This window comes from Streptomyces sp. NPDC005574 (assembly GCF_040605435.1).
Taxonomy (GTDB): Bacteria; Actinomycetota; Actinomycetes; order Streptomycetales; family Streptomycetaceae; genus Streptomyces.
Map to the genome: position 1 here is coordinate 13,012 of NZ_JBEXCW010000069.1, position 25,956 is coordinate 38,967.

A 25,956-nucleotide genomic window follows, 5' to 3' on the forward strand; every position below is an offset into this window, starting at 1 on the left:
GTTCATCCCTGGGTCTGCTCGATGGCTTCGCGAAGCACCTGGCGGTCGTCGAAGGGACGGACCACCCCGGCGATGTCCTGGCCCTGCTCGTGGCCCTTGCCCGCGACGAGCACGGTGTCGCCGGGCCGCGCGCGGGCCACGGCGGCGGCGATCGCGGCGGCCCGGTCCTCGCAGACCTGGACCTCGCCGCGCTCGTGCACCGGCACGGAGGCCGCGCCGCCGAGCATGGTGGCGAGGATCGCGAGCGGGTCCTCGGAGCGGGGGTTGTCGGAGGTCAGTACGGCGGTGTCGGCGAGCCTGGCCACGGCGGCGCCCATCGGGGCGCGTTTGGTCGTGTCCCGGTCGCCGCCGCAGCCGAGAACCACGTGCAGTTTGCCCTCGGTGACCTTGCGCAGGGCGCGCAGGACCGACTCGACGGCGTCCGTCTTGTGGGCGTAGTCGACGACCGCGAGGTAGGGCTGCCCGGCGTCCACGCGCTCCAGGCGGCCCGGTACGCCCGGTACGGCGGCGACGCCGTCGGCGGCGGTCTGCGGGTCGATGCCGGCGGCGGCGAGGGCGGCGATCGCGGCGAGGGTGTTCGCCACGTTGAAGGAGCCCGGCAGCGGCGAGCGGGCGCCGATCCGCTCGCCCTTGGGCCCGACGACCGTGAACTCCGAGCCCAGCGGGCCGATCCGGACGTCCTCGGCACGCCAGTCGGCGTCGGGGTGGCCCTCGGCGGAGAAGGTGACGACCGGGACGGTGGCCTCCCGGACCAGCCTGCGGCCGTACTCGTCGTCGAGGTTGACCACGCCGAGCCGGCTGCGTTCGGGGGTGAACAGCCGCGCCTTGGCCTGGAAGTAGTCCTCCATGCCCGAGTGGAACTCCATGTGTTCCGGGCTGAGGTTGGTGAAGACGCCGACGTCGAAGACGCAGGCGTCGACGCGGCCGAGGACCAGTGCGTGACTGGAGACCTCCATGGCGACCGCCTCGACGCCGCGTTCGCGCATGACGGCGAACAGGGCCTGGAGGTCGGTGGCCTCGGGGGTGGTGCGCTCGGACTTGATCCGGTCGTCACCGATGCGCGTCTCGACCGTGCCGATCAGTCCGGTGGACCGGACCGTCCGCAGCCCGCCCTCCACCAGGTAGGCGGTGGTGGTCTTGCCGGACGTGCCGGTGATGCCGATCTGGAGCAGATCGCGGCCGGGGTGGCCGTAGATCGTGGCCGCCAGCTCGCCCATCCGCCCCCGGGGATCGGCGGCCACCAGCACCGGGAGCCCGGTGGCGGCCGCGCGTTCGGCGCCGGTCGGGTCGGTGAGCACGGCGACCGCGCCGAGGCCGGCGGCCTGCGTCACGAAGTCGGCGCCGTGCAGGCGGGCGCCGGGGAGGGCGGCGTAGAGGTCTCCGGGGCGGACGGCGCGCGAGTCATGGGTGATGCCCGTGACCTCCGCGGCGTCCCCGGGACTGGCCGGCTGCGCGGCACCCAGCTGATCGGCGAGCTCCGCGAGGGGTGTGGCGGAGACCTGAACCGGCCTGGGCGGTCCCGGATATGTCACGGGTGCGCCCTTCTGGGTGGTTTGGGACTGATCGGCGTGTGGCACGGCGGTGAGCGTACCGGGCGTACCCGCTCCGGAGCGAAGCGAGGGCCCGGTCGGGAGCCGGTTGCCGGGATCGGGGGTGATCGTTGTCACGAGCTGGTTCCTGGTGGTCTTTCCCGTGGTGCTGACGGTGGTGCCGGTCAGGGAGGGGCGGGACGGTCAGGGAGCGGGGGGCGGACGGGACGGGGCCTGATGGGGACGGGGACGGTCGGGGACGGGGACGGTCGGGGACGGGGACGGTCGGGAGCGGGGACGGTCGGGAGCGGGGACGGTCGGGAGCGGGGACGGTCGGGAGCGGGGACGGTCGGGAGCGGTCAGGGGCCGAACGTGACGGGCAGGTTCGCGGGCTTGGCCCCGGTGGGCGGGACCTGGAGCGTCTTCAGTGCGAACTCCATCACCTGCTTGTAGATGGGCCCGCAGATCTGGCCGCCGAAGTAACTGCCCGAAGTGGCGTTCTGGATCGCGCAGTAGACGGTGATGCGCGGCTTGTCGGCGGGCGCGAACCCGGCGAACGACGAGGTGTAGCCGTGGTACTTGCCGGTGGCCGGATCCACACGGTTGGCCGTACCGGTCTTGCCCGCCACCCGGTAGCCGGGGATACGGGCCTTGGTGCCGGTGCCCTCCACGTCGTCCACGACCGACTCCAGCATGCGCGCCAGGGTCCTGGCCGTCCTCGCGCTGACCACCCGGGTCTTCTTGGGCTCCGGAGCGGGTGTGAAGTGGCCGTCGGGCCCCTTCGTGCCGCGCACGAGCGTCGGTTCCACCCGGACTCCGCCGTTGGCGATGGTCGAGTAGACGGACGCCGCCTGCATAGCGTTGAGGGACACGCCCTGGCCGAAAGGAATCGTGTACTGCTGCGAGGTCGACCACTTGTCGGGCGCGGCGAGGATGCCGTCGGTCTCGCCGGGGAAGCCGAGACCGCTGGGCCGGCCGATGCCGAACCTGTGGAGGTACGAGTACAGGACCCGGTTCGCCTGCTGCTGGGTCCTGCCCAGCTGACCGGTCGCGAGGATGGTGCCGATGTTGCTGGACTTGGCCAGGACCCCGTTGAGGGTCAGGTTCCAGGTCGCGTGGTCGATGTCGTCCTTGAACAGGCGGTCGCCGCGGTGCAGCCGGTTGGGCACGACGACATGGGTCAGCGGGGTCGCGACGTTCTCCTGCAGTACGGCCGCCATCGACATGATCTTGGCGGTGGAACCGGGCTCGTAGGCGTCCTGGAGGGCCGCGTTGCCGAGCGCCGCCGAGTCGGCCCGCGAGAGGTCGTTCGGGTCGAAGCCGGGCGAGTTGGCCATCGCGAGGATCTCGCCGGTCCGGGTGTCCTGCACTATCACGTAGCCGCGGTCCGCTTTGGACTTCGCGACCTGCTCGGTGATGGCGTTCTGGGCGGCCCACTGGATGTCCCGGTCGATGGTGAGCTCGACGTCGCTGCCCGGCACGGCGGGCGTCTCGGTCGAGCCCGCCGTGGGCACCTGCCGGCCGCCGGACTGGGCGTAGCGGATCTTGCCGTCCTTGCCCGACAGCACGCCGTTGAGCTGCTGCTCGATGCCGCCGCCGCCCTTGCCCGAGTCGTTGACCCAGCCCAGTATCCCGGCGGCGAGCTCCCCGTTGGGGTACACCCGCTTGCTGCTGGGCACCGAGAAGACGCCGGCGAGGGCGTTGACGGTGGTCGGGTCGGTCGCCGCCTTCGTCGCCAGCGCGCTCTTCAGGTCCTTGATCTGCTTCCAGACCTGCGGGGTCCGGCGGACGGCGAGCCGGATGTAGCGCCCGTTCGTCTCCAGCTTCCTGACCAGCGTGTCCTGGTCCTGGCCGAGGATCGGCGCGAGCAGCGCCGCCGCCTGCTGGGGGCCGTCGCCGACCTTCAGCCGGGCGCGGGTGAACATCGTCGGGTCGGCCGTGATGTCGTAGGCGTCCTCGCTGGCCGCCAGCGCCACGCCCGAGCGGTCGGTGATGCCGCCGCGCTCGGCGGTCAGCACCTGCCCGACATACCGGTTCTGTTCCGCCTTGGCGGCGTACGTGCTCGCGTCGACGGCCTGCACCTGGAGCAGCCGTACGACGAAGGCGATCAGGACGAGGGTCAGCGCGAGGCTGACCATGCGCAGCCGGGGGCGGGGGCTGCCCAGCCGGATGACGCGGGGGGCCGTGGCGCGCGGCGCCGGCGGGCGGCGGGCCGGGCGGGCTCCGGGGCCCGGTTGCCGCCGGCCGGCGGGACGGGCGGGCCGTGCGGGGCCGGGCACGCGGCGGCGCGGCGGTTCCCTGTCGGACACTTCCGTCACCTGCCGGGGATCGTGGTGGTGGGCTGGACTGACTGCTGCGGGAGCGCGGTGGACCCGGCCGTGGCGGCGGGGGCCGGGGCGGACGCGGGCGGCGCGGCGGCCGGGCCGGTAGGCGTCGCGGCAGCGGCGGGCGGTGCTGTTGTCAGGGCCTCGGGCGCCAGGAGCAGGGGGTACTGCTCCGGGTCCTGCCGCAGGGCGGCGGGTGCCGGGCTCGGGACGCCCCGGACGGTGCCGTCGGGGTTCAGGAAGGCGGGGTCGCCGCCGGGCACCATGCCGAGCTCGGCGGCCCGCCGCTGGAGGGCGTCCGGGGCGGAGTAGGCGTCGACGTCCCGCTGGAGGGCCTGCTCCTCGTCGGTCAGGCTCTTGGTGTCCCGTTGCAGGTCGTCGAGCCGGAAGGCGCCTTCGCTGAGCGCCGAGTTCAGCACCAGGAGGCCGATGAGACCACCGCCGAGCAGCAGCACCACCAGGAGCACGAAGGGCGCGCGGGCGGCCTGCCCCGGTCCCGCCGGGAAGAGCCGCGCGAGCCGGGCGGCCCTGCCCTTCAGCTCGGGTTTCCTACTCACTCACCCTCCCCTGGGTCCGGGTTCCGGCCCCGCACACCCGCCCCTTCGGCTGCCTCACTCGACGTCCTCCCTGACACGCTCGGCGCCGCGCAGACGCGCCGGTGCCGCCCGCCGGTTCTCGGCGACCTCTTCCTCCGTGGGAAGTTCGGCACCGCGCGTGAGGAGCTTGAGCCGCGGCTGGTAGCGCTCGGGCACGACCGGCAGCCCGGCGGGCGCGGTGGTGGCGGCGCCGGCCGTCAGCACCTGCTTGACCAGCCGGTCCTCCAGCGAGTGGTACGACAGGACGGCGATGCGCCCGCCCACGTCGAGCGCCCGTACCGCGGCCGGGACGGCCCGCTCCAGCACGGAGAGTTCGCCGTTGACCTCGATGCGCAGGGCCTGGAAGGTGCGCTTGGCCGGGTTGCCGCCGGTGCGCTTGGCGGCCTGCGGCAGCGCGTCGCGGATCAGCTCCACCAGCCGCGCGCTGTTGTCGAACGGCTCCTTCACGCGCTCCCGCACGACCGCGCTGACGATCCGTTTGGCCTGCTTCTCCTCGCCGTACGCGCGCAGGATGCGGACGAGTTCACCCGGCGGGTAGGTGTTGAGGACCTCGGCCGCGCTCATCCCGGTCGTCTGGTCCATGCGCATGTCGAGCGGGGCGTCCTGGGCGTAGGCGAAGCCGCGGTCGGCCTCGTCGAGCTGCATGGAGGAGACGCCGAGGTCGAAGAGGACGCCCCGCACCTTCGGCAGGTCCAGCCGCTCCAGCACCTCGGGCAGTTCGTCGTAGACGGCGTGCACCAGGGTGGCCCGGTCGCCGAAGGGGGCGAGCCGCTCGCCGGACAGGCGCAGCGCCTCCTTGTCCCGGTCGAGGGCGACCAGCCGGGCCTCGGGGAACCGGGTGAGCAGGGCCTCGCTGTGGCCGCCGAGGCCGAGGGTGCAGTCGACGACCACCGCTCCCGGCTGCTCCAGGGCGGGTGCCAGCAGGTCCAGGCACCGCTGGAGCATCACCGGGACATGTCGGCTCTGTCCCTCCCGTCGCCCACCACCGGCCGTGGTCGAATGCGCTTCGCGCCCCATGGAAATTGGGCCCTCTCAGGTCCGGCCCGACCGCACACACCGCCGGGTCCCCGCCCGCTCGTGGAGTGGGGCCTGCCGGCGCCGGGAGGCGTCGGCCGACCGGGGGCGGGAGGAGGCCGAGCCGTGCGTACGCGCCGCGCACGTGGGGAGAACTCCGGAGAACCGCCGGGTTCTCCGGGTGACAGCAGTCCAGCGGGGGGATCGGGAGACCCGGCCCTCCGCTTCGCGTCACTTTAGTCCACGGTGTCTCGCGGTCAATCAACCAGCCTGCACGGCGCGGCAGCGGGTGCTCGTGAAGCCCCGGAGCGGGGCTGTTCACTCGTTGGAGCACACCTCGAGCGGCCCTGTGGGTTAACTCACAACAAGGCTCATTGATGTTCTTTGTCCCCTCTCACAGCGGGCCCGGACCGCACGTGACCAGTACCGTCATAGGTATGACGACTTCTGCATCGGTTCCCGCAGGGCCCGGAGGCGCCATATCCGCCGGCGGCACCGTCACCGACCGTCTCGTCGAGGCCAACGGTCAGTACGCCTCCGCCTTCACCGACCCCGGGATGGACGCCCGCCCGGTCCTCCAGGTCGCCGTGGTGGCCTGCATGGACGCCCGCCTCGACCTGCACGCCGCGCTCGGCCTGGAGCTCGGCGACTGTCACACCATCCGCAACGCGGGGGGCGTCGTCACCGACGACGTGATCCGCTCCCTCACGATCAGCCAGCGCGCGCTCGGCACGCGTAGCGTGGTCCTCATCCACCACACCGGCTGCGGTCTGGAATCCCTCACCGAGGAGTTCCGGCACGATCTGGAGATGGAGGTGGGCCAGCGTCCCGCCTGGGCCGTGGAGGCATTCCGGGACGTCGACCAGGACGTACGGCAGTCGATGCAGCGGGTGCGCACCTCGCCGTTCCTGCTGCACACCGACCAGGTTCGCGGCTTCGTCTTCGACGTGAGGACCGGGCTGCTGCGCGAGATCGACCCGGCCTGAGAGGGACCGGTCCACCGTGTTTCCCCGCCGGGATCCCGCCGTAGGAGCCCGAAAACGCCGTAAGCCCCGACATAACGCGGGCAGTTGTCCACAGTCGAGTGACACGAAACGGTAACGGCAGCAAGAATGCGGGGTGTGGCGTCACGCGGAGCTTTTCCCGCGTGGTGTCCGTGTTTCGGGGTGGGCCGGTCCGCATCACAGCGTCGGCCCGGAAAGAACGGGCCGAGGAGGGCCGGGTGACGACCTATGACGATCGAGCGAGCCTCACTGATCTGACCGCCGTGGTGGAACGCGTGCGCAGTTCGGTGGAGAGCGTGATCGAGGGCAAGCCGGAGGTCGTACGGCTCTCGCTGACCGTGCTCCTCGCCGAGGGACATCTTCTGCTGGAGGATGTCCCCGGCGTCGGCAAGACGATGCTGGCCAAGGCGCTGGCGCGGTCCATCGACTGTTCGGTGCGCCGGATCCAGTTCACGCCCGACCTGCTGCCCTCGGACATCACCGGGGTGTCCATCTGGGACCAGCAGCGCCGGGACTTCGAGTTCAAACCGGGAGCGATCTTCGCGCAGATCGTGATCGGCGACGAGATCAACCGCGCCTCCCCCAAGACCCAGTCGGCGTTGCTGGAGTCCATGGAGGAGCGCCAGGTCACCATCGACGGGCAGACCTACGAGCTGCCCGGCCCCTTCATGGTGGTGGCCACGCAGAACCCGGTCGAGATGGAGGGCACCTACCCGCTGCCGGAGGCCCAGCGCGACCGCTTCATGGCGCGGATCTCCATCGGCTACCCGAGCGCGGAGGCCGAGCTGCAGATGCTCGACATCCACGGCGGGGCCAGCCCCCTGGACGACCTCCAGCCGGTGGCGCACGCGCACGAGATCCTGAAACTGATCGACGCCGTCCGCGGTGTGCACGTCGCCGAGGCCGTCCGTCGGTACGCGGTGGACCTGGTGGCCGCCACCCGCACGCACCCCGACCTCAGACTGGGCGCCTCCCCGCGCGCGACGCTGCACCTGCTGCGCGCGGCCAAGGCGACCGCGGCTCTCGGCGGCCGGGAGTACGCCCTGCCGGACGACGTGCAGGCCCTGGCCGTGGCCGTCCTGGCGCATCGGCTGCTGCCGACCGCGCAGGCCCAGCTGAACCGGCGCACGGCCGAGCAGGTCGTGCAGGAGATCCTCCAGCGCATCCCGGTACCCGCGGCGCCCCACCAGGGCGGCCTCGGACCGGGCCGCGGCGCTCCGGCGTACGGCCAGCAGCCGCCGCGGAGGCTGTGATGTCCGGCGGCGGGACCGGGCAGGCGGAACCCGACCGGGGCGACAAGGGCGGCGTACGCACGGCCCTGGCCGGTCTCACCACCCGCGGCCGCTCGTTCCTGGCCGCCGGCATCGCCGCGGCCGTCTGCGCCTACGTCCTGGGACAGAGCGACCTGCTGCGGGTGGGCCTGCTGCTGGCGGCCCTCCCCCTGGTCTGCGCCACCGTGCTGTACCGCACCCGCTACCGGGTCGCGGGCAGCCGCCGGCTCTCCCCCGCGCGGGTGCCCGCGGGCAGCGAGGCCCGCGTCCACCTGCGCATGGACAACGTCTCCCGGCTGGCCACCGGCCTGCTGATGCTCCAGGACCGGGTGCCCTACGTGCTCGGCCCCCGCCCCCGCTTCGTGCTCGACCGGGTGGAGCCGGGCGGCCGCCGCGAGGTGTCCTACCGGGTCCGCTCCGACCTGCGCGGGCGCTATCCGCTGGGCCCGCTCCAGCTGCGCCTGACCGACCCGTTCGGCATGTGCGAACTGACCCGGTCCTTCTCCACGTACGACACCCTGACGGTGATCCCGCGCGTGGAGCCCCTGCCGCCGGTGAGACTCAGCGGCGAGGCCAAGGGGTACGGCGACGGACGCCAGCGCTCGCTCGCCCTGGCCGGCGAGGACGACGTCATCCCGCGCGGCTACCGCTACGGCGACGACCTGCGCCGCGTCCACTGGCGGTCCACCGCCCGCTACGGCGAGCTGATGGTGCGCCGCGAGGAGCAGCCGCAGCGCGCCCGCTGCACGGTCCTCCTCGACACCCGGGGCGTCGCCTTCGCCGGTGCCGGCCCCGACTCGGCCTTCGAGTGGGCCGTGTCCGGCGCCGCCTCCACCCTGGTCCACATGCTCGAACGCGGCTTCTCGGTACGGCTGCTGACGGACACCGGGACCGCCGTGCCCGGCGAGGGCGCCGACGGGTTCGCCGGCACCAGCCAGGAGTCGGCGGACGCGGCCGGACTGATGATGGACACCCTCGCGGTGGTCGACCACTCCGACGGCACGAATCTCTCCCGCGCCTACGACGTGCTGCGCGGCGGCAACGAGGGACTGCTCCTCGCGTTCCTCGGCGACCTCGACGAGGAGGAGGCCGCGGTGGTCGCCAAGATGCGCCGGCGCAGCGGAGGGGCCGTCGCCTTCCTCCTGGACAGCGAGGACTGGGTGCGGGAACCGACCGGCGTGCCCGGCCCGTTGGAGGAGAGCGGGGAGCGGCTGCGGATGCTGCGTGAGGCGGGCTGGACGGTCGTGCGCGTACCGCGGGGCGCGCCGCTCGGCGAGCTGTGGCGCCAGGCGGAGCAGGAGCGCACGGGCATCGGCGCGGCGGGACGCACGAGCGAGGGGGGTGGGTGGTCATGAGCGGACGGGCGCGACTGGCGCTGTTCGCCTGGGCGGCGACGCTGATGTCGGCGTGCGCCCTGCTGCCTCTGGTCGACCCGGCCGTGTGGATCCTCCAGGCGGCCGTCCTGCTCGGCATCCAGACGATGGTGGGCGCCGCGGCCAGGCGTGTTCCGCTGGCCCGGCCGCTGACGATCGCCGCCCAGGCCCTGGTCACCCTGATCCTGCTGACCGTGAGTTTCGCCCGCGAGCAGGCCTTCGCCGGACTGATCCCCGGCCCCGAGGCCTTCCGGCACTTCGCCGACGTGCTCCGGCAGGGCGGCGACGACATCGCCCGGTACGCCATCCCGGCCCCGCTGTCCTCCGACGGCATCCGGCTGATGCTCGTCGGCGGCGTCCTGGTGATAGGTCTGGCGGTGGACGCCCTCGCGGTGACCTTCCGCAGCGCGGCCCCGGCCGGACTGCCCCTGCTCGCGCTCTACTCGGTCGCGGCGGGACTGTCCGAGGGGTCCGGCGACTGGGTGTGGTTCCTGATCGCGGCGGCCGGCTATCTGCTGATGCTCCTGGCCGAGGGCCGCGACCGGCTCTCGCAGTGGGGGCGGGTCTTCGGCGGGGCGCCACGCACGCCGGGCGGGGAGTCCGCCCCGGCCGTGGCACCGGTCCGCACCGGGCGGCGCATCGGCGTCGTCGCGCTGGGCCTCGCCCTCGTGGTGCCGCTCGCCCTGCCGGCGATGAGCGGCGGCCTCCTGGACGGCACCGGGGCGGGCGTGGGCAACGGCACCGGGGGCGGCGGCACGATCTCCGCGGTGAACCCGCTGGTGTCGCTGCGCGACAGCCTCAACGTGGACGAGGACCGCCAGGTCCTGTCCCTGAAGACCTCCAGCACCGACCTCTCGGGCATGTACCTGCGGATCGTGTCCCTCGACGACTTCGACGGCACCACGTGGAAACCGTCCAAGCGGCACATCGTCGGCGTGCCCGACGAGTTCCCCACGCCGACCGGTCTCTCCCCCGACGTCAAACGCACCGAGATCGACACCACGGTCGCCGCCGCGGACTGGTACGCCCAGGACTGGCTGCCGATGCCGTACCCGCCGAGCGGCGTGGACATCAAGGGCAACTGGCGCTACGAGCCGGTGGGCATGACGCTGGTCGGCGACCACGGCCAGAACACCCGCGGCGCCACGTACGAGGTGAAGAGCCTCGACGTGGAGCCGACGGCGGAGCAGCTCGCCGCGGCGCCGAAGCCGCCCTCGAACATCGAGCGCGACTACACCAGACTGCCGGACTCCCTGCCCCCGGTGGTCGCGAGGACCGCCCGCGAGGTCACGGCGGGCTCGACGAACCCCTACGAGCAGGCCGTCGCGCTCCAGGACTACTTCGCGGTGAACGGCGGCTTCGAGTACGACACCCAGGTGCAGGCGGGCAGCGGTTCCGAGGCGATCGCCCGCTTCCTGAAGGACAAGCAGGGCTTCTGCGTCCACTTCTCCTTCGCGATGGCGGCGATGGCCCGCACCCTCGGCATCCCGGCCCGGGTTGCGGTGGGCTTCGCACCCGGTACCCCGCAGGCGGACCGCTCGGTGTCGGTGGGGCTGAAGGACGCGCATGCCTGGCCCGAGCTGTACTTCGAGGGTGTGGGCTGGACCCGCTTCGAGCCGACCCCGACCCGCGGCTCGGTGCCGTCGTACACCGTGCCGGACTCCTCGGGCAGCTCGCTGCCCGACGTGGCCCGGCCCTCCGCGGGGACGTCCGCGTCGCCGTCGACGGGGCCCTCGGCGAGCGAGAGCTGCTCGGCCCAGCTGAGGAAGCTGGAGGGGTGCCCGAGCGAGTCGGCGCAGGCGGTGGCGGCCGGTGGCGGTGACGGTCCGACGTGGCCGCAGCGGCTTGCCTGGATCCTCGGCGGGCTGGTCGTCCTGCTGCTGCCGCTGACGCCGATGCTGTGGCGGCTGCGCACCAGAGCCGTACGGCTGGGTGGGCACGGCCGCACCGAGGCGGACGTGGTGCCGCACACCCTGACGGTCTGGCAGGAGCTCACCGACACGGCCTGGGACTTCGGCATCCCACCGGACGAGTCGCAGACCCCGCGCAGGGCGGCGGCCCGGATCGTCGCGCTCGGGCATCTCGATCCGGCGACCGGGGCGGCCGTGCACCGGGTGGCGGACGCGGTGGAGCAGGTCCTCTACGCGCCGCGGCCCCACCCGACGGCGGGCCTCGCGGAGGACGTTCGCCGGGTGCACGTCGCTCTGCGGGGCACGACCAGCCGACGCACCCGGGTGCGCGCGCTGGTCGCCCCCCGATCGGCCGTCAGAGTGGTCTGGTCGGCGTCGGAATGGTGGACCGCCACGAAGACCCGCGCCTCGACGGTCCGCCCCACCCTCCGCAGACCGGGCCGGCAGACCTGACCCGGACGGGACTCGGGCCCGGGCCCGAGTCCCGTCCGGGGCGCGCCCGCTCGGAGGCCGCGCGGCATCGGCGCGCCGCGGAACTGCGGCGGGAGTGACACCTGTCGGGGGCACCTCGGCTGGGCGGAGCCGTGTGGGCCGTCGCCGAGCACATCGTCGTCGCGCCGGGGCTGAGACCGCGGGCTGTGGGCCTTGTCGGGACCAGGGCCGCCCGCCCCGGACGGGGAGCCCCGACCGCTGCGCGTCCCGGCTGCCGGGCCCGCGCTCAGCTGCGGCCCCAGGGCGTCCCGCCTGCCGTCGGGAGCTCCCGGCCGTCGACACCGCTGTGGCTTCCGGGCCGCGCGCCGCTGCGGACCCCAGGCCATCACGCCCGCGCTGGGGGGCTCCCGGCCGTCAACACCGTGCGGGCTCCCAGGCCCTGCGGCGTTGTGGGCCTCGGGCCGCAACGCCCGCGCGGGTCCAGGGCCGCACGCCCCTGCTGGGCCTCGGCCCGTCAGCCCGCCGCCCTACGGCCCTGCCGTCAGCTGCCCTGAGGCCGGCCGTCAGCCCGCCCGGAGGTCCGGCCGTGATGCCTGGCCCCGGGGTCCGCTCACCGCGCCCGCCCTGGGGCAGCGCGCCGATCCGCCCGCGTCGGTCTCAGGCCGCTGCGTACTCGCGCCCGCGAGCAGGTCGGGGGCGCCGTCGTCCGCCGGGCGCCGCGCCGGGCGGACCGCATGCGTGAGGGGGTGTCCACCCGGTGGGTGGGCACCCCCTCACGAAGATCTGCGAGAGCCGCTCGACGAGCCGGCCAGCTAGTGGCCCTGTTGTTCGTCGCGGCGCCGCTGCCAGCGCTGTTCGATCCGGTCCATCATCGAGCGCCGCTGCCGTCCCTGACGGCGGCCCTGGACCTGCGCGGCACCCCCGGCGGGCTGTTCACCCGGCTTGGGGGCCTTGCGCCAGCCGGTCACGGCGAGGACCGCACAGCCCAGCATGACGAGGAATCCCACCACGCTGAGCCAGACCTGTTTGGCGACCATACCGGCCATGAGGAGCGCGATACCCACGAGGAAGCCCGCGACCGCCTGGTAGACCCGACGCCGGGTGTACGTACGCAGCCCGCTTCCCTCGAGCGCCGACGCGAACTTGGGATCTTCGGCGTACAGCGCTCGCTCCATCTGCTCGAGCATGCGCTGCTCGTGCTCCGAGAGCGGCACGGAGTCCTCCTCATCGTGCAGTCGCCGGGGCGACCCGGGGGGTCCCTTCAGGATAGGCAGGGAATCGCCCCCGTGAAACCCGCCCCTCTACGCCAATTGGCCAACCGGGATCCGACATGGACGCACCGACTCGCTGAAGATTCCATTCCCCAGCGGCCGACCCGTCATGCCGGGCGGTCTCCCTCGATCATACGGCGCACGGCGGCCGATCGGGGGGCCTGTGGCGTACTCCATGCGCAGCCGAGCCCCTGATCAGCGGTGCGTCCCTTGTCATGCCCCGCGCGCATCGGAGGTACGCGGGGAGCACGCGAGACGTCTCACGCCTCCCCCGGCACCCGTGTCTCCCCGAGCACGTGAAGCTGCGTGGCCACGGAGTGGAAGGCCGGCAGCTCCGCCGCCGCGGCCTCGAGCTTCAGCAGCGCGTCCAGGGCACCGGGCTCGGTGTCCACGAGCACGCCGGGGACGAGGTCGGCGAAGACCCGCACGCCGTGCACCGCGCCGACGGCGAGACCCGCGCCCTCGACCAGTCCGGCGAGCTGCTCGGCGGTGAAGCGGCGCGGCACGGGGTCACCGGTGCCCCAGCGGCCGTCCGGGTCGCCCAGCGCCTGCCTGGCCTCCGTGAAGTGGCCGGCCAGGGCCCGGGCGAGCACGGCGCCGCCGAGCCCCGCGGCCAGCAGGCTCAGGACGCCCTCGGACCGCAGGGCGGCCACCGCGTTGCGGATGCCCTCGGCCGGGTCGTCCACGTACTCCAGGACGCCGTGGCACAGCACGGCGTCGTAGCCGCCGCGCTCGACGACGTCGAAAAGGCCGTGGACGTCGCCCTGGACCCCGCGGACCCGTTCGGCGACCCCTGCCTCGGCGGCGCGGCGCTCCAGGGCGAACAGCGCGTTCGGGCTGGGGTCGACGACGGTGACGCGGTGCCCGAGGCGGGCCAGGGGCACGGCGAAGTTGCCGCTGCCGCCCCCGGTGTCGAGGACGTCCAGCGACTCCCGGCCCGCGGCCTTGACCCGGCGGTCCAGGGCGTCCTGGAGGACCTCCCAGACCACGGCGGTACGCAGGGAGGCGCGGGGGCGGGAGGGGTCGGAGCGCAGCGACGCCGGTTGCGGGCGGTCGGCGGAGACGGGCGGGCGCATCGGGTCCGACACGGCAGTTGACTCCTCGGCGCGGCACCGCCTCTTGCACGGCGGAGCGAACGGTGCGCCTCCCGGCCCGGGGAGCGGGAGGGAAGGCTTCAGGCGCCTCCCACCCTATTGCCTCCGCCCCCGCACCTGGTCATCGCGGTGACGCGCCCACGCCTGCCCCACGGCACCCGCCCGCGCCCCGGAGCACCGGGGCGGGACCACACGGTGAGCCCCGCGGCCGATGAGCACGGCCGGCGACCACGGCGACGAGCGACCACCGCACGGCACCGCAGGCGAGCACCGCAGCGCGCCACTGGCGAGCACCCGCACGAGTCGAGCGCCACGGCAAGCCGGCGGACACGCCGCCGACCCGGCCGAGCACCGGCGCCGACTCCCTCTCAGCCCCTCCCCCACCGCCGCGGCCCGTCGCGCACGCGGGACTCGGGGACGGAAGGCGCGCCGCCGCCGGGAGCGGTCCCCGGGGCCGTCATCCCGCGTCCGGCATGTCGCGGTCGGCGGGGTCGGTGTTCTGCGGCTCGCGCGCGTCCTGGCGGGGCTGGGGCAGGACGGGCTGGAGGACCAGCATCCGTTCGACCAGGCGGAGGAACATCGCCACGTCGCGTATCAGGTCGTCGGCGTCCCGGCGGCCGACGGCGCCCTGGATGCCGGCCTCGGCGCGCGCCCGGCGCCGGGCGCCGGAGGCGAACAGCGCGCTCCACTCGGTGAGCTCGGGCGCTATCTCGGGGAGCACTTCCCAGGCGCTCCTGATGCGCGCCCGGCGCCGGGGGGTGGTCTCCGGGCGCCCTCGGGCGGCGAGCACGGCCGCGGCCGTGCGCAGGGCTGCGAGGTGGGCTGTCGCGTAGCGCTCGTTGGGTGTTTCCAGGACGGTGGCCTCGTCGAGGCCGGCGCGGGCCTGGGCGAGCAGGTCGAGGGCGGCGGGCGGTGCCGTGGTCCGACGGAGCACGGGGTGCACATCGCTTGCCGGGCCGCTCAGTGAGGGGGCAGGGCCGGTGGCGCGGCGCCGACGGGCGGCGGCTGCGTGGTAGTTGGCCATGACGAACCTCCTGTCGTCTGGGTGACGGCACTGTGGCCGTATGTGCTCATCGTGCGGTATGGCACTGACAATCCGTTCTGACCTGGGCTTTTGCTTCGCTCGAAGGTTCGCGTTAGTTTTTGCACTGACCAGTCAGTTCAAAAAAGTGCAGGGGGTGGGAGCGGTGGACGGTCCGCACGGACTCGGGGTCACGGCCCGCGACTTCGGACTCAGGGGGCCTCGCGGCTGGACCTTCCGCGGGGTCCACGTCGACGCGGGGCCCGGTTCTCTGGTGGCGGTCGAGGGGCCGTCGGGCACGGGCCGCACCTGCCTGCTGCTCGCGCTCACCGGGCGGATGAAACCCACTCAGGGGGTGGCCGTGGTGGGGGAGTTCGAACTGCCGCGGCAGATGACCGCCCTGCGCCGGGTGAGCGCGGTCGCCAACGTCGCGGGGGTCACCGACCTCGATCCGGCCCTCACCGTCGGCGAGCACCTGGCGGAACGGGCCCTGCTCCAGCGCCGCTTCGGCGGTCCGCTGCGCGGGCTGCTGCGCCCCCGGGCCGAGCGCCGGGCCGAGGCGACGGAGCGTGTGGGCACCGCGCTCGCCGCCGCCGGCCTCGACCCGGAGTGCCTGCCCAAGGGCTCACGTACCGCCGTACGGGATCTGGAGCGGCTGGAGGCCCTGCGTCTGTCCGTCGCCCTGGCGCTGATCGGCCGCCCGGGCCTGCTCGGAGTCGACGACACCGACCTGAAGCTGTCGGAGGCCGAACGGGCCCAGGTGTGGGCCCTGCTGAGGTCCCTCACCGAGGCCGGTACGACGGTCGTGGCGGTGTGCGCCGAGGCCCCGGAGGACGCCGTCAGGGTGACCACCCAGGTCGCCGGGACCCCCGAGGCGGCCGACACCGCCCGCCAGGAAGCCGAAGCGGCCGCCATGGCCGTAGAGACCGAAGAAGCCGCGGTGACCGCGGAAACCGCAGAGGACAAGGAGAAGGCCGATGCGTTCACCGAAACTGGCCGCTCTTGAGCTGAGGCGCTTCGGCCGGGGGAAGCTGCCACGCGCCGCGCTGGTGGCGCTGCTGGTGCTGCCCCTGCTGTACGGCGCCCTGTACCTGTGGTCGTTCTGGGACCCGTACGGCCGTCTCGACCGCATCCCCGTGGCGCTCGTCAACGACGACAGGGGGGCGACCGCCGGCGGGAAGAGGATCACGGCGGGCGACGACATCACCAAGGGCCTGCGCGACAGTGACACCTTCGAGTGGCACGAGGTGAGCGCGGACGACGCGCGCGCGGGCGTGGAGAACGGCACGTACTACCTGTCGCTGACCATGCCGGCCGGCTTCAGCCAGCGGATCGCGTCCAGTTCCGGGGACTCCCCGGAGACCGGCGCGCTCCAGGTGCGGACGAACGACGCGAACAACTACATCGTCGGCCAGATCTCCCGGACGGTCTTCAGCGAGGTGCGGACGGCCGCCTCCACCAAGACGTCACGGTCGTTCCTGGACCGGATCTTCATCTCCTTCTCCGACATCCACGGCCAGACCGTGAAGGCCGCCGGCGGGGCCGACCGGCTCGAAGGGGGCATCGGGAAGGCGGAGAAGGGCTCCAAGGACCTCGCCGACGGGCTGTCGGACGCCAAGCAGGGCAGCGGAAAACTGGCCACCGGGCTGACGAAGCTGCACAGCGGGGCCGGTGACCTGGAGGACGGCTCCCGGCAGGTCGCGGGCGGCACCCAGGCCCTCGCCGACAAGGTCGACGGGGTGGCCGGCAAGGTCGGCCCGTTCCTCAAGGACAACGAGCGGACCATCGGCGACACGGCCCGTCTGGTCGCCGACTCGGCCGCGGCGATCCGCCACAACCTCGACACGCTGGTCAAGAGCGCCCCGGTCGCCGCCAGGGGTGCCCACGCGGCCTCGGACGCCCTGGACGACGTCTACGCGGCGCGCTGCGAGGACCCCGCGGTGCCGGACCCGGCCTGCGCCGACCTGAAGAAGGCCAGGCAGGCGGCCGCCGACGTGGCGAAGGTCGCCGACGACGTCAGCGCGCTGGTCGCCGACCAGGACGGCGACCTGGACAAGCTCGACGGCAACCTCGGCACGCTGCAGAAGCAGGCGCAGGCGCTCGCCGACCGCGCGCCCCACCTCTCCGAGGACCTCGACGACGCCGTCTCCAGGATCGACAAGCTGAACGAGGGCGCCGGAAAGGTCGCCGCCGGCGCGAAGACTCTGCACGCGGGGCTCGGTACGGCCGAGACCGGCGCGGCCGGCCTCGACGCGGGCGTCGGCAAGCTGAAGACGGGCGCCGAGGACCTCAACGGCGGGATGTACAAGCTCGCCGACGGCTCCGAGAAGCTGTCGGACGGTCTGCACGACGGTGCGGCGAAGATCCCCGACTACGGCAAGAAGGACCGCGACCGGCGCACCGGCGTGATGGCGGACCCGGTCCAGCTCGTCTCCCACGACCTGCACAAGGCGCCCAACTACGGCACCGGGTTCGCGCCGTACTTCATCCCGCTGTCCCTGTGGGTGGGCGCGATGGTGGCGTACATGCTGATCACGCCGATGAACCGGCGTGCCCTCTCCGCGGGTGCCCCGGCCTGGCGGATCGCGCTGGCGGGCTGGCTTCCGGTGGTCGCGGTCGGGGTGCTCCAGACGGTGGCCCTGATGTCGGTGCTGCACTGGGCGATAGGTCTGGAGATGGCCCGCGCGGCGGGGACGATCGGGTTCCTGTTCCTGGTGACGGCGTGTTTCGCCGCGCTCGTGCAGTGGCTGAACGCGCGCTTCGGGGCGGCGGGCCGGATCCTCGTGCTGGCGCTGCTGATGCTGCAGCTGACGTCGGCGGGCGGCACCTACCCGGTGCAGACCAGCCCGGGCTTCTTCAACGCGATCCACCCCTTCCTGCCGATGAGTTACGTCGTCGAGGCGCTCAGGAGGCTGATCACGGGCGGCGGCCTGGGGCCCGTGTGGCAGGCGTGCGCCGTGCTGACGGCCTTCACCGCGGGCGCCCTGGCGCTCACCGCGCTGTCGGCCCGGCGCCGGCAGGTGTGGACCCTGGACCGGCTGCACCCGGAGCTGAGCCTGTGAACACCACCGCGAACTCACCGGCGGCCGCGGCTCCCGTGCGATCGCCGGGACAGGTTGCTGTGACAATCGGGGCCATGGAACGCAGCAGCACCCCGTCGGGCGGCAGTACGCGCCGCGAGGCCACCCGGCAGAAGCTCTACGAGGCGGCCGTCACGCTCATCGCCGAGCAGGGCTTCTCCGCCACCACCGTGGACGAGATCGCCGAGCGGGCCGGTGTCGCGAAGGGCACCGTCTACTACAACTTCGCGAGCAAGTCCGTCCTCTTCGAGGAGTTGCTGCGGCACGGCGTGGGCCTGCTGACCGCCTCGCTCCGGGAGGCGGCCGAGCAGACGGCCCGGGACGGCGGCAGCAAGGTCGACGCGCTGGACGCGATGATCCGCGCGGGACTCGGCTTCATCGCGCGCTATCCGGCCTTCACCCAGCTGTACGTGGCCGAGTTGTGGCGCACCAACCGGGCCTGGCAGTCCACGCTGATGGTGGTGCGGCGGCAGGTCGTCGCCGCCATCGAGGACGTGCTGCGCGACGGGGTGGCCAACGGCGAGTTCAGCGACGAGATCGACGTCCCGCTGACCGCGGCCGCTCTGGTCGGCATGGTCCTGGTGGCCGCCCTGGACTGGCAGTCGTTCCAGCCGGAGCGCTCCCTGGACGACGTGCACGCGGCGCTGTCCCGCCTGTTGCAGGGGCGCGTCAGCGGGCACCGCTAGTGCCGTGACCGGACAGGTCTGCCGGGAAGCTCGCGGCGTCCGGTGCGGTGCATCGCAAGGCGGAGCATCGCCCGCGTACTGGATGTACTCGGGTGATGCGACAACGCGGCGAAGTACCGTGGGGCGTCGCGAGCCGGTGAACCTTTCCGGTCACGGCTAGCAATGGGCTCGGAGCACGAGAAGGCGCCGGTCCGCCGTGGCCGCGTCCCCCGCGGGCCACCTCGAACCGGCGCCTTCTCGTGCTCCCCCGTGCTCCCCCGTACTCCACTGACGGGTTTCCGTGCCTCGCTCCCGCCGACACCCGCCGGCGGAAGGAGCGGATGCGGGGCCGCTCCGTTCCGGCGCCCCGTGTCGCCGGTGCCGGAGCCGCGCCCCTCTCCGTGCCTCCACTCTCCCGTCCGCGCAGGTCGTTCCCCATCCGCGCGCGTACTCATCTCCCGTACTAGGTACGGATACTCAGCTCTGCGCACTCACCCCCACGACGCCCGCCCGGCAACTGGTTACGATCGCCTCCGTGTCCGTACTCCCCCTGGTCTTCACCAGCGGCTGGGCCAGCGGCATCAACGCGTACGCGGTGGTGCTGCTGCTCGGCGTCTTCGGCGCGACCGGCCTGAGCGACGAGGTCCCCGCCACCCTGCAACGCCCCGAGGTCCTGGTCGTGGCCGGCGTCCTGTTCCTGTGCGAGGCCGTGGCCGACAAGATTCCGTACGTCGACTCGGTGTGGGACTCCGTGCACACCGTGATCCGGCCGGCCGCGGGCGCCTGGGTGGGCGCGCTGCTCGCCGGGCAGAGCGGCTCGCTCTCCGACCTGGCGGCGGGTGTGCTGGGCGGTTCGACGGCGCTGGCCAGTCACACGGTGAAGGCCGGGACGCGGATGGCGGTCAACACCTCGCCGGAGCCGTTCACCAACGTCGCCCTGAGCCTGGCCGAGGATCTCGGGGTCGGCGCGATCGTCACGTTCGCGATGTTCCATCCGACGGCGGCCGCGGTCATCGCCGGTGTCCTGCTGCTGGCCGGGCTGCTGGTGCTCTGCTTCCTGGTCTCCCGCATCCGGCGCTTCCTGCGCCGCCGGGCCCAGCGCCGGGAGGAGAGACGGCTCGCCGTGGGGGCGGGCCCCCGCCCGGGCTGACCCACCCGGGTCCGGCCTCCGCCGGGTGAGGTCCGGGCCTCTCGTCGGGTTGTCCGTGGTGGCCGCTAAAGTCGCGCCCATGGCACGGATTGTGGTGATCGGCGCCGGGATGGGCGCCATGGCGGCCGCCGGCCGGCTGGCCGTCGCGGGGCACCGGGTGGCGGTGTACGAGCGTTCGGGGACGTACGGCGGTGCGGTGCGCCGCTTCGAGCGCGACGGCTTCCGTTTCGACACGGGCCCCGGACTGCTGCCCCTGCCCGCGGTCTACCGCGACCTGTTCCTGAAGACCGGCAGGGAACCCCTGGAGGACCACGTCGACCTGGTCCAGGTAGACCCGTCGGCGCGGCACGTCTTCGCCGACGGCACCGAGGTCGCGCTTCCCAACGCCTCGCGCGCGGGTGTCGTCGCCGCTCTCGACGCGGCGCTCGGCGACGGAGCCGGGCAGCGCTGGGGTGACTTCCTGGTGCGGGCCCGCGAAGCCTGGGACCGGACCAGGCGGCCCCTGCTGGAAGAACCCCTGTGGCCGAACTGGCGGGTGCTGGCCGGTCAGGAGCCGTACCCCGCGGTGCCGCACCGCAGACTGCTGCGCACCCGGCGGGCCGCGACCCTCGCCGAGGTCGGCGCCTGGGAGCTGCGCGATCCCCGGCTCGCCGCCCTCCTGGAGAGCCACGCCCTGGCCCACGGCCTCGATCCCCGCCGCGCCCCGGCGAGCGCGGCCGTCCTGCCGTACATGGAACACGCCTTCGGCATCTGGTACGTGCGGGGCGGGATGCGGGAGCTGGCGCGGGCGGTGCACGATCGGTGCGTGGCCAGGAAGGTCGAGTTCCACTTCGGTGCCGAGGTCACGGCCGTCGTGGAGAAGGACGGCCGGGTGGCGGGCGTCGAGCTCGCGGACGGCTCGGTGCGCGAGGCGGACCACGTCGTGGCCGGTGTGGACCCGGTACGCCTGCACGCTCTGACCGGGCACCGGCTGGACGACGACACCGACCCGCGGCCGGACCCGGAGGCTGCGCGGGCGGGCAGGTTCTCGGTGCTGCTGGCGCTGCGGGGTGCGCGCGAGGCGGGCGCGGCGCACCGCACGGTCGTGCACGCCCCCGACCGCACCGCCGAGCTCGACTTCCTGAGCTCCGCGCCGGACGCGATCGCGCGGCCCACGGTGACGGTCCTCAGACCGGACGACCCGTCCCTGTGCCCCGACGCCGGGCACGAGTCCGTGGTCCTGTCCGCCGCGGTGCCGACCGGCGGCCGGTGGGCGCGGCCGGACACCGTGGAGCGGTTCGCGGACCTGCTCGTCGAGGCGGCCGGGGCTGCCGTCCCCGGGCTGCGCGAGCGGCTGCTCTGGCGGGAGGTCCGGGCACCCGGGCACAGTGCGGAGGAGACCGGCGCCGCCGGCGGAGCGGTCTCCGCGCCGGCACTCGCCGCGGGCGGCGGCCGCTTCCTCCACCCGGGCAACACCACGCGACTTCCGGGCTTGTACCGGGTCGGCGGCTGGTCGCACCCCGGCGGCGGTCTGCCGCACGCCGGCATGTCGGGCGCGCTGGTGGCGGGGCTGATCGTCGAAGGGCCGGACTTCCGCGGCTCGCAGTGAGCACGGGCGGCCGGGCCGGACGCCGCCCGGTCAGGAGCGGCGTGGTGGGAGTGCGGGCGGTTCAGAAACGGTACTGCTCGTCGAATCCGTGACCCTGGTTCTGGTTCTGGTTCTGCCCGTTGTCCTGGTAGCCGTACTGCTGCTCCGGCGGCAGCTCGCCACCGTAGGCGTCGTCGGTGCTGCGCTGCTGCGGCACCCACACCCCGCCGGCCGGAGTCTCGCCGCCGTAGCCGGCGCCGGCGTACTGGTCCTGGCCGTAGCCCTGCTGGGCGTACTGCTGGCCGCCGTACGAGGTGTCGTAGCCGGCGCCGTAGGTCTGGGTGCCGATGTACGGGTCGGAGTAGGCGGCGTACTGCTGCTGCCCGGTCGCGTCGTAGCCGTACTGCTGCTGGTCGTAGCCCGAGTAGCCGTCGTAGGAGTACGTCTGGTCGGCGCCCTGGGCCGCCGCGTACTGGTCCTGGGACTGGCCGGTGGCCGCGTAGGACGGGTCGGCCGCGGCGGCGTACGCGGCGTCGCTGTACACGCCGTAGGAGCCGGTGTCGTCGGGCAGGGGCTGCGGTTCGTACACCGAGGTGGTCTCGGCGGCGGTGGCGTCGGCGGAGCGCGCGGGGGTGAACACGTCGTCGCGGTCGAAGTCGTCCTCGGAGTCGTGACCCCGGCCGGTACGCCCGTAGGGGCCGTCCGGGTCGCCGAAGGCGCCGTCGCCGGCCTCCAGTCCGGAGACCTCCAGGCTCGGGTCCTGGTGCTCGGCCTTGCCGCGGCGCCGCTTGGTGCCGGCCTCGCCGCCCGGGCGGCTGACCGCCCAGCCCGAGGCGAAGCCGCGGCGGAACGACAGCGTGACGTAGGTCTGGCCGACCGCGAAGGCGGCGGCGCCCAGTCCGATGACGATCACGGAGGGGATGAGTACGCCGAACACCACGCCGACGAACCCGACGAACGCCAGCAGTCGCCAGCGCAGCCGCGCCTTGTACTGCAGCAGCACCTCACCCAGCAGCCACAGCGCGACGATGCCGAACGCGATGTAGAGGACCGTCCAGCCCATGTACGCCCCTCTCCCAGTGGCCGTTACGCAGTGTGTCCTACACCGGTGCGGCCGGTCTAGGCCTGCGGGGGATGGTGCAGGCCGAGGTTCTCGTGAATTTCAAGCGTCGCCGTGGAGTTGTTGAGCGTGATGAAGTGCAGTCCGGGCACTCCCTCGGCCAGCAGCCGGGCGCAGAACTCCGTGGCATATTCGATGCCAATGGAGCGTACAGCGGACGGATCGTCTTTTGCTGTGAGGATCCGCTCCTTCAGCCCGGCGGGGAGGGCCGCGTTGCTGAGCTGAGGGAGCCGCTCCAGCATCCGCACGCTGGTCACCGGCATGACCTCGGGGATGACGGGCGTCTCGCAGCCGGCCGCGGCGACCCGGTCACGCAGCCGCAGATAGGACTCGGGCTGGAAGAACATCTGGGTGATGGCGTAGTCGGCGCCGGCCCGGCACTTGTCGACGAAGTGCGCCACGTCGGTGTCCCAGTCGGCGGAGCGCGGATGCATCTCCGGGAACGCGGCGACGCCGACGCAGAAGTCCCCCGACTCCTTGATGAGCCGGACGAGTTCGGCCGCGTAGGTCAGGCCGCGGGGGTGTGCCACCCAGTCGGCCATCGGGTCGCCGGGCGGGTCGCCGCGCACGGCCAGCATGTTGCGGATCCCGGCGTCGGCGTACTGGCCGATGATGTTGCGCAGCTCGGCGACGGAGTGGTTGACCGCGGTGAGGTGGGCGACCGGGGTGAGGGTGGTGTCGGCGACGATCTGCTCGGTCTCCTTGACCGTGCCCGCCCGGGTGGAGCCGCCGGCGCCGTACGTGACGGAGACGAAGTCCGGGGCGACCGCCTCGACCCGCCGCAGGGCGCTCCACAGGTTGCGCTCACCCTTGGCCGTCTTCGGCGCCGAGAACTCGAACGACAGTGTCGTCTTGCCGGCGGCGAGCATGTCACGCACGGTGCGTGCGCGGTCAGTCCGGGTGGATGCGGTTCCGAGGGCCATACCCGCAGGTTAGCCAGGGTGCGACGATCGTCCCACCGAAAGGCGGAATTTTGCCCGCTTTGTCGACTTGTTGTCCACCCCTCGGACAGCCGGGCCGGTCACCCGGAGTGCCGGAGCCGCTCGGCGAACGCGGCCGCCGCCGCGCCCGGGTCGTCGGCCTCGGTGATCGCGCGTACCACCACGACCCGGCGGGCGCCCGCCGCGATCACCTCGTCGAGGTTGCCGAGGTCGATGCCGCCGATGGCGAACCAGGGGCGGTCGGTGCCGAGGGCCGCGGTGCGGCGGACCAGGTCGAGGCCCGGCGCGGGCCGGCCGGGCTTGGTGGGGGTGGGCCAGCAGGGGCCGGTGCAGAAGTAGTCCACGCCCTCCTGGGCGGCGGCCGCCGCGGCCTCCGGTCCGGAGTGCGTGGAGCGGCCGATCAGGACGTCGTCGCCGAGGATCGCGCGGGCGGCGGGAACCGGGAGGTCGCCCTGGCCCAGATGGAGGACGGCGGCGCCGGCCGCGTGGGCGACGTCCGCGCGGTCGTTGACCGCGAGGAGCCTGCCGTGGCGGGCGCACGCGTCGGCGAGGACCCCGAGGTGCTCCAGCTCCTCCGCCGCCTCCATGCCCTTGTCGCGCAGCTGCACGATGTCCACTCCCCCGGCCAGGGCGGCGTCCAGGAACTCGGCGAGGTCGCCCTGGCGCCTGCGGGCGTCGGTGCAGAGGTAGAGCCGGGCGTCGGCGAGTCGGGCGCGTGCGGTGGCGGTGCCGGGCATGGGTGGGTCCCCCCGTTGGCGGTGCGTGGTCGGGGGCGCGCGGACGCGCCGCACCCGGGCCGTGACCGGGGTGCGGCGCCCGGCCGTGGCCGGCCGCGGTCCGTGCGCCGGGCGGGTCGTGCGGCCGGCCGGTTCAGACGGCGAGCGCCTGGGCCCGGCGCTTCACCTCCGTGCCGCGGTTCTCACTGAGGGCCTGCGCGGGGGTGCCGGGCAGGCTCGGGTCGGGGGTGAAGAGCCACTCGATCATCTCTTCGTCGGAGAAGCCGTCGTCCCGCAGCAGGGTCAGGGTCCCGATCAGGCCCTTGACGACCTTGTCCTCGTCGATGAAGGCGGCGGGGACGTGCAGTGCGCGGTTCTCCCCACGGCGTACGGCGATGAGGTGGCCGTCCTTGACCAGCTGGCGCGCACGCGTCACCTCGACATCGAGCATCTCTGCGATGTCGGGGAGGGTGAGCCAGGCAGGGACGAGAGCATCGATCTTTGCGTCAATCTCGGTCACAGGATCAAGCGTGCCATCCCGCACCGACAGTCGGAAGCCGGGCCCCCGCCACCTGGCGCTTCGCGTCACCCGGCGGGATCCTGGCGCCTCGCCCCCGAGGGGACCTAGGCCGTGGCCGCCTTCAGGGGCCTGGCCGGGTCGGCCAGGAGCGCGGGGTCCATCGGCGTGCCCGCCTCGATCAGGCGCCGTCCCTGGGCGAGGTCCCGGGGCCGGCCCACCGCCAGCAGGGCTTCCAGGCGGCCCTCGCGCAGCCAGCAGACCGACCAGGCGGGGCCGGCCGGGTCGCCGCGCCACAGGGTCGTGTCGGCCGACGCGTGGTGGCCGACGTACTGGACGAAACGGCCGAACTGCTCGGACCAGAAGTACGGCACCGGGTCGTAGACCGCCGGGGTCTCGCCGATGATGTTCGCGGCCACCGTGCGCGGGCCCTGCAGGGCGTTGTCCCAGTGGTGCACCAGGAGCCGCTCGCCGTATCTCCCGGACGGGAACGAGGCGCAGTCGCCGACCGCGTGCACGTCCGGCGCGGAGGACCGCAGGTGGTCGTCGGCCAGGACGTCGCCCCGGGCGCCCAGGGCGATGCCGGAGCCGGCCAGCCAGCCGGTGGCGGGCCGGGCGCCGATGCCGACCACGACGGCTCCGGCGGGCAGCCGGGAGCCGTCGTCGAGGACGACCGAGCCGGGCTCGACGCGCGCCACGCGCGCGTGGGTGCGCAGGGTCACCCCGTGGTCGGCGTACCAGCCGGCCATCGGGGCGGCCACCTCGGCGGGCAGCGCACCCGCGAGCGGCCGGTCCGCGGCCTCCACGACCGTCACCGCGCAGCCCGCCTCGCGCGCGGCCGTGGCGAACTCCGCGCCGATCCAGCCGGCCCCCACGACCACGATGTCGTGCTGCCGGGCCAGGACCGGGCGCAGCCGCTCGGCGTCGTCCAGGGTGCGCAGCAGGTGCACGCCGGGCACGCCCTCGGCGCCCGGCAGCCGGACGGGTTCCGCGCCGGTGGCGAGGACGAGTTCGTCGTAGGGCACCGGCCCCTCGGCGGTGTCCAGTTCGTGGTCGGCGGGGCGGACGCCGGTCACCTCGCGTCCGAGCCGGAGTTCGATGCCGAGCGCCTCGAAGTCGACGTCGAAGGCCGAGCCCTCGGCCTTTCCGAGCAGCACCGCCTTGGACAACGGCGGCCGGTCGTAGGGCTGGTGGGGCTCCGCGCCGATCAGCGTGACGCTGCCGGTGAAGCCCTGCTCCCGCAGGGCGACCGCCGTCTGCACCCCTGCCATGCCCGCGCCGACGACGACCACGCGCGACGGTGCCGTGCCGGATTCCTGCGTCTGCTCGCTCACCTGATCACCATAGACAACTGACAATTT

The 25,956-nt window shown here is 73.6% G+C and carries 21 protein-coding genes; 9 read left to right on the forward strand and 12 right to left on the reverse strand.

All coding sequences use genetic code 11. The features are described from left to right. Positions 1–2 precede the first annotated feature (2 nt). From ABZT03_RS31560 to rsmH, 4 genes are all read right to left on the reverse strand, one after another. The gene (locus ABZT03_RS31560; RefSeq protein ID WP_356045749.1) at positions 3–1,667 is read right to left on the reverse strand and encodes a UDP-N-acetylmuramoyl-L-alanyl-D-glutamate--2,6-diaminopimelate ligase; all 1,665 of its coding nucleotides are present in this window, start codon (positions 1,665–1,667) and stop codon (positions 3–5) included. 221 nt (positions 1,668–1,888) lie between these two features. Then, the gene (locus ABZT03_RS31565; RefSeq protein ID WP_356045751.1) at positions 1,889–3,838 is read right to left on the reverse strand and encodes a penicillin-binding protein 2; all 1,950 of its coding nucleotides are present in this window, start codon (positions 3,836–3,838) and stop codon (positions 1,889–1,891) included. Positions 3,839–3,843: 5 nt separating this feature from the next. Further along, a complete protein-coding gene (locus tag ABZT03_RS31570; RefSeq protein WP_356045753.1) occupies positions 3,844–4,410 on the reverse strand; it encodes a hypothetical protein in 567 nt (188 codons plus the stop codon). Between the two features lie 54 nt (positions 4,411–4,464). Beyond that, positions 4,465–5,466 carry a 16S rRNA (cytosine(1402)-N(4))-methyltransferase RsmH gene (gene rsmH, locus ABZT03_RS31575; protein WP_356045755.1) on the reverse strand — a complete coding sequence of 334 codons (1,002 nt, stop codon included), beginning with the start codon at positions 5,464–5,466 and terminating at the stop codon, positions 4,465–4,467. 434 nt (positions 5,467–5,900) lie between these two features. Between rsmH and ABZT03_RS31580 the strand changes: the two genes are divergently transcribed. The 4 genes from ABZT03_RS31580 (at position 5,901) to ABZT03_RS31595 (ending at position 11,474) form a co-directional block, all read left to right on the forward strand. Continuing rightward, on the forward strand, positions 5,901–6,449 hold the full coding sequence (locus ABZT03_RS31580) for a carbonic anhydrase (RefSeq protein ID WP_356045757.1): 549 nt from the start codon (positions 5,901–5,903) through the stop codon (positions 6,447–6,449). 236 nt (positions 6,450–6,685) lie between these two features. Continuing rightward, positions 6,686–7,720 carry a MoxR family ATPase gene (locus tag ABZT03_RS31585; protein ID WP_356045759.1) on the forward strand — a complete coding sequence of 345 codons (1,035 nt, stop codon included), beginning with the start codon at positions 6,686–6,688 and terminating at the stop codon, positions 7,718–7,720. Then, the gene (locus ABZT03_RS31590) at positions 7,720–9,093 is read left to right on the forward strand and encodes a DUF58 domain-containing protein (RefSeq protein ID WP_356045761.1); all 1,374 of its coding nucleotides are present in this window, start codon (positions 7,720–7,722) and stop codon (positions 9,091–9,093) included. The genes ABZT03_RS31585 and ABZT03_RS31590 overlap by 1 nt, the downstream gene beginning before the upstream one ends. Beyond that, entirely contained in the window at positions 9,090–11,474 is a 2,385-nt protein-coding gene (locus ABZT03_RS31595; RefSeq protein WP_356045763.1) for a DUF3488 and transglutaminase-like domain-containing protein, read from the forward strand. The genes ABZT03_RS31590 and ABZT03_RS31595 overlap by 4 nt, the downstream gene beginning before the upstream one ends. 791 nt (positions 11,475–12,265) lie before the next feature. On the opposite strand, the gene ABZT03_RS31600 is transcribed toward ABZT03_RS31595, so the two are convergent. From ABZT03_RS31600 to ABZT03_RS31610, 3 genes are all read right to left on the reverse strand, one after another. Then, positions 12,266–12,667, reverse strand: coding sequence for a DUF3040 domain-containing protein (locus tag ABZT03_RS31600; protein ID WP_356045765.1), 402 nt, complete (start codon positions 12,665–12,667; stop codon positions 12,266–12,268). 317 nt (positions 12,668–12,984) lie between these two features. Continuing rightward, positions 12,985–13,812: a methyltransferase gene (locus ABZT03_RS31605; protein ID WP_356045767.1), complete on the reverse strand. Its 828-nt coding sequence runs from the start codon at positions 13,810–13,812 to the stop codon at positions 12,985–12,987. Between the two features lie 463 nt (positions 13,813–14,275). Beyond that, the gene (locus tag ABZT03_RS31610) at positions 14,276–14,842 is read right to left on the reverse strand and encodes an SAV_6107 family HEPN domain-containing protein (protein ID WP_356045769.1); all 567 of its coding nucleotides are present in this window, start codon (positions 14,840–14,842) and stop codon (positions 14,276–14,278) included. Positions 14,843–15,005: 163 nt separating this feature from the next. Here ABZT03_RS31610 and ABZT03_RS31615 point away from each other — a divergent pair, with 163 nt between their 5' ends. The 5 genes from ABZT03_RS31615 to ABZT03_RS31635 all read left to right on the forward strand — a co-directional run bounded on the left by ABZT03_RS31615 (position 15,006) and on the right by ABZT03_RS31635 (position 21,322). Beyond that, on the forward strand, positions 15,006–15,845 hold the full coding sequence (locus tag ABZT03_RS31615) for an ATP-binding cassette domain-containing protein (RefSeq protein ID WP_356045771.1): 840 nt from the start codon (positions 15,006–15,008) through the stop codon (positions 15,843–15,845). Continuing rightward, positions 15,817–17,901: a YhgE/Pip domain-containing protein gene (locus tag ABZT03_RS31620; protein ID WP_356045773.1), complete on the forward strand. Its 2,085-nt coding sequence runs from the start codon at positions 15,817–15,819 to the stop codon at positions 17,899–17,901. Before ABZT03_RS31615 ends, ABZT03_RS31620 begins: the two co-directional genes overlap by 29 nt. A 74-nt stretch (positions 17,902–17,975) precedes the next feature. Next, on the forward strand, positions 17,976–18,605 hold the full coding sequence (locus ABZT03_RS31625) for a TetR/AcrR family transcriptional regulator (RefSeq protein ID WP_356045775.1): 630 nt from the start codon (positions 17,976–17,978) through the stop codon (positions 18,603–18,605). A gap of 514 nt (positions 18,606–19,119) precedes the next feature. Further along, entirely contained in the window at positions 19,120–19,734 is a 615-nt protein-coding gene (locus ABZT03_RS31630) for a DUF4126 domain-containing protein (protein WP_356045777.1), read from the forward strand. A 79-nt stretch (positions 19,735–19,813) separates the two neighbouring features. Next, complete coding sequence (locus ABZT03_RS31635) at positions 19,814–21,322, forward strand: NAD(P)/FAD-dependent oxidoreductase (protein ID WP_356045779.1); 1,509 nt, start codon at positions 19,814–19,816, stop codon at positions 21,320–21,322. 61 nt (positions 21,323–21,383) lie between these two features. Here the strand turns inward: ABZT03_RS31635 and ABZT03_RS31640 are convergent, their stop codons facing one another. The 5 genes from ABZT03_RS31640 to ABZT03_RS31660 form a co-directional block, all read right to left on the reverse strand. Beyond that, entirely contained in the window at positions 21,384–22,364 is a 981-nt protein-coding gene (locus ABZT03_RS31640) for a hypothetical protein (RefSeq protein WP_356045781.1), read from the reverse strand. 56 nt (positions 22,365–22,420) lie between these two features. Further along, positions 22,421–23,344, reverse strand: a complete 924-nt coding sequence (metF, locus tag ABZT03_RS31645; protein WP_356045783.1) for a methylenetetrahydrofolate reductase [NAD(P)H] — start codon at positions 23,342–23,344, stop codon at positions 22,421–22,423. 98 nt (positions 23,345–23,442) lie between these two features. Beyond that, entirely contained in the window at positions 23,443–24,099 is a 657-nt protein-coding gene (gene thiE, locus ABZT03_RS31650) for a thiamine phosphate synthase (protein ID WP_356045785.1), read from the reverse strand. Positions 24,100–24,232: 133 nt separating this feature from the next. Continuing rightward, positions 24,233–24,598, reverse strand: coding sequence for an Rv2175c family DNA-binding protein (locus tag ABZT03_RS31655; protein ID WP_356045787.1), 366 nt, complete (start codon positions 24,596–24,598; stop codon positions 24,233–24,235). A gap of 104 nt (positions 24,599–24,702) precedes the next feature. Continuing rightward, positions 24,703–25,929 (reverse strand): FAD-dependent oxidoreductase, encoded by a 1,227-nt coding sequence (locus ABZT03_RS31660; RefSeq protein ID WP_356045789.1) that lies wholly within the window; start codon positions 25,927–25,929, stop codon positions 24,703–24,705. Positions 25,930–25,956 lie beyond the last annotated feature (27 nt).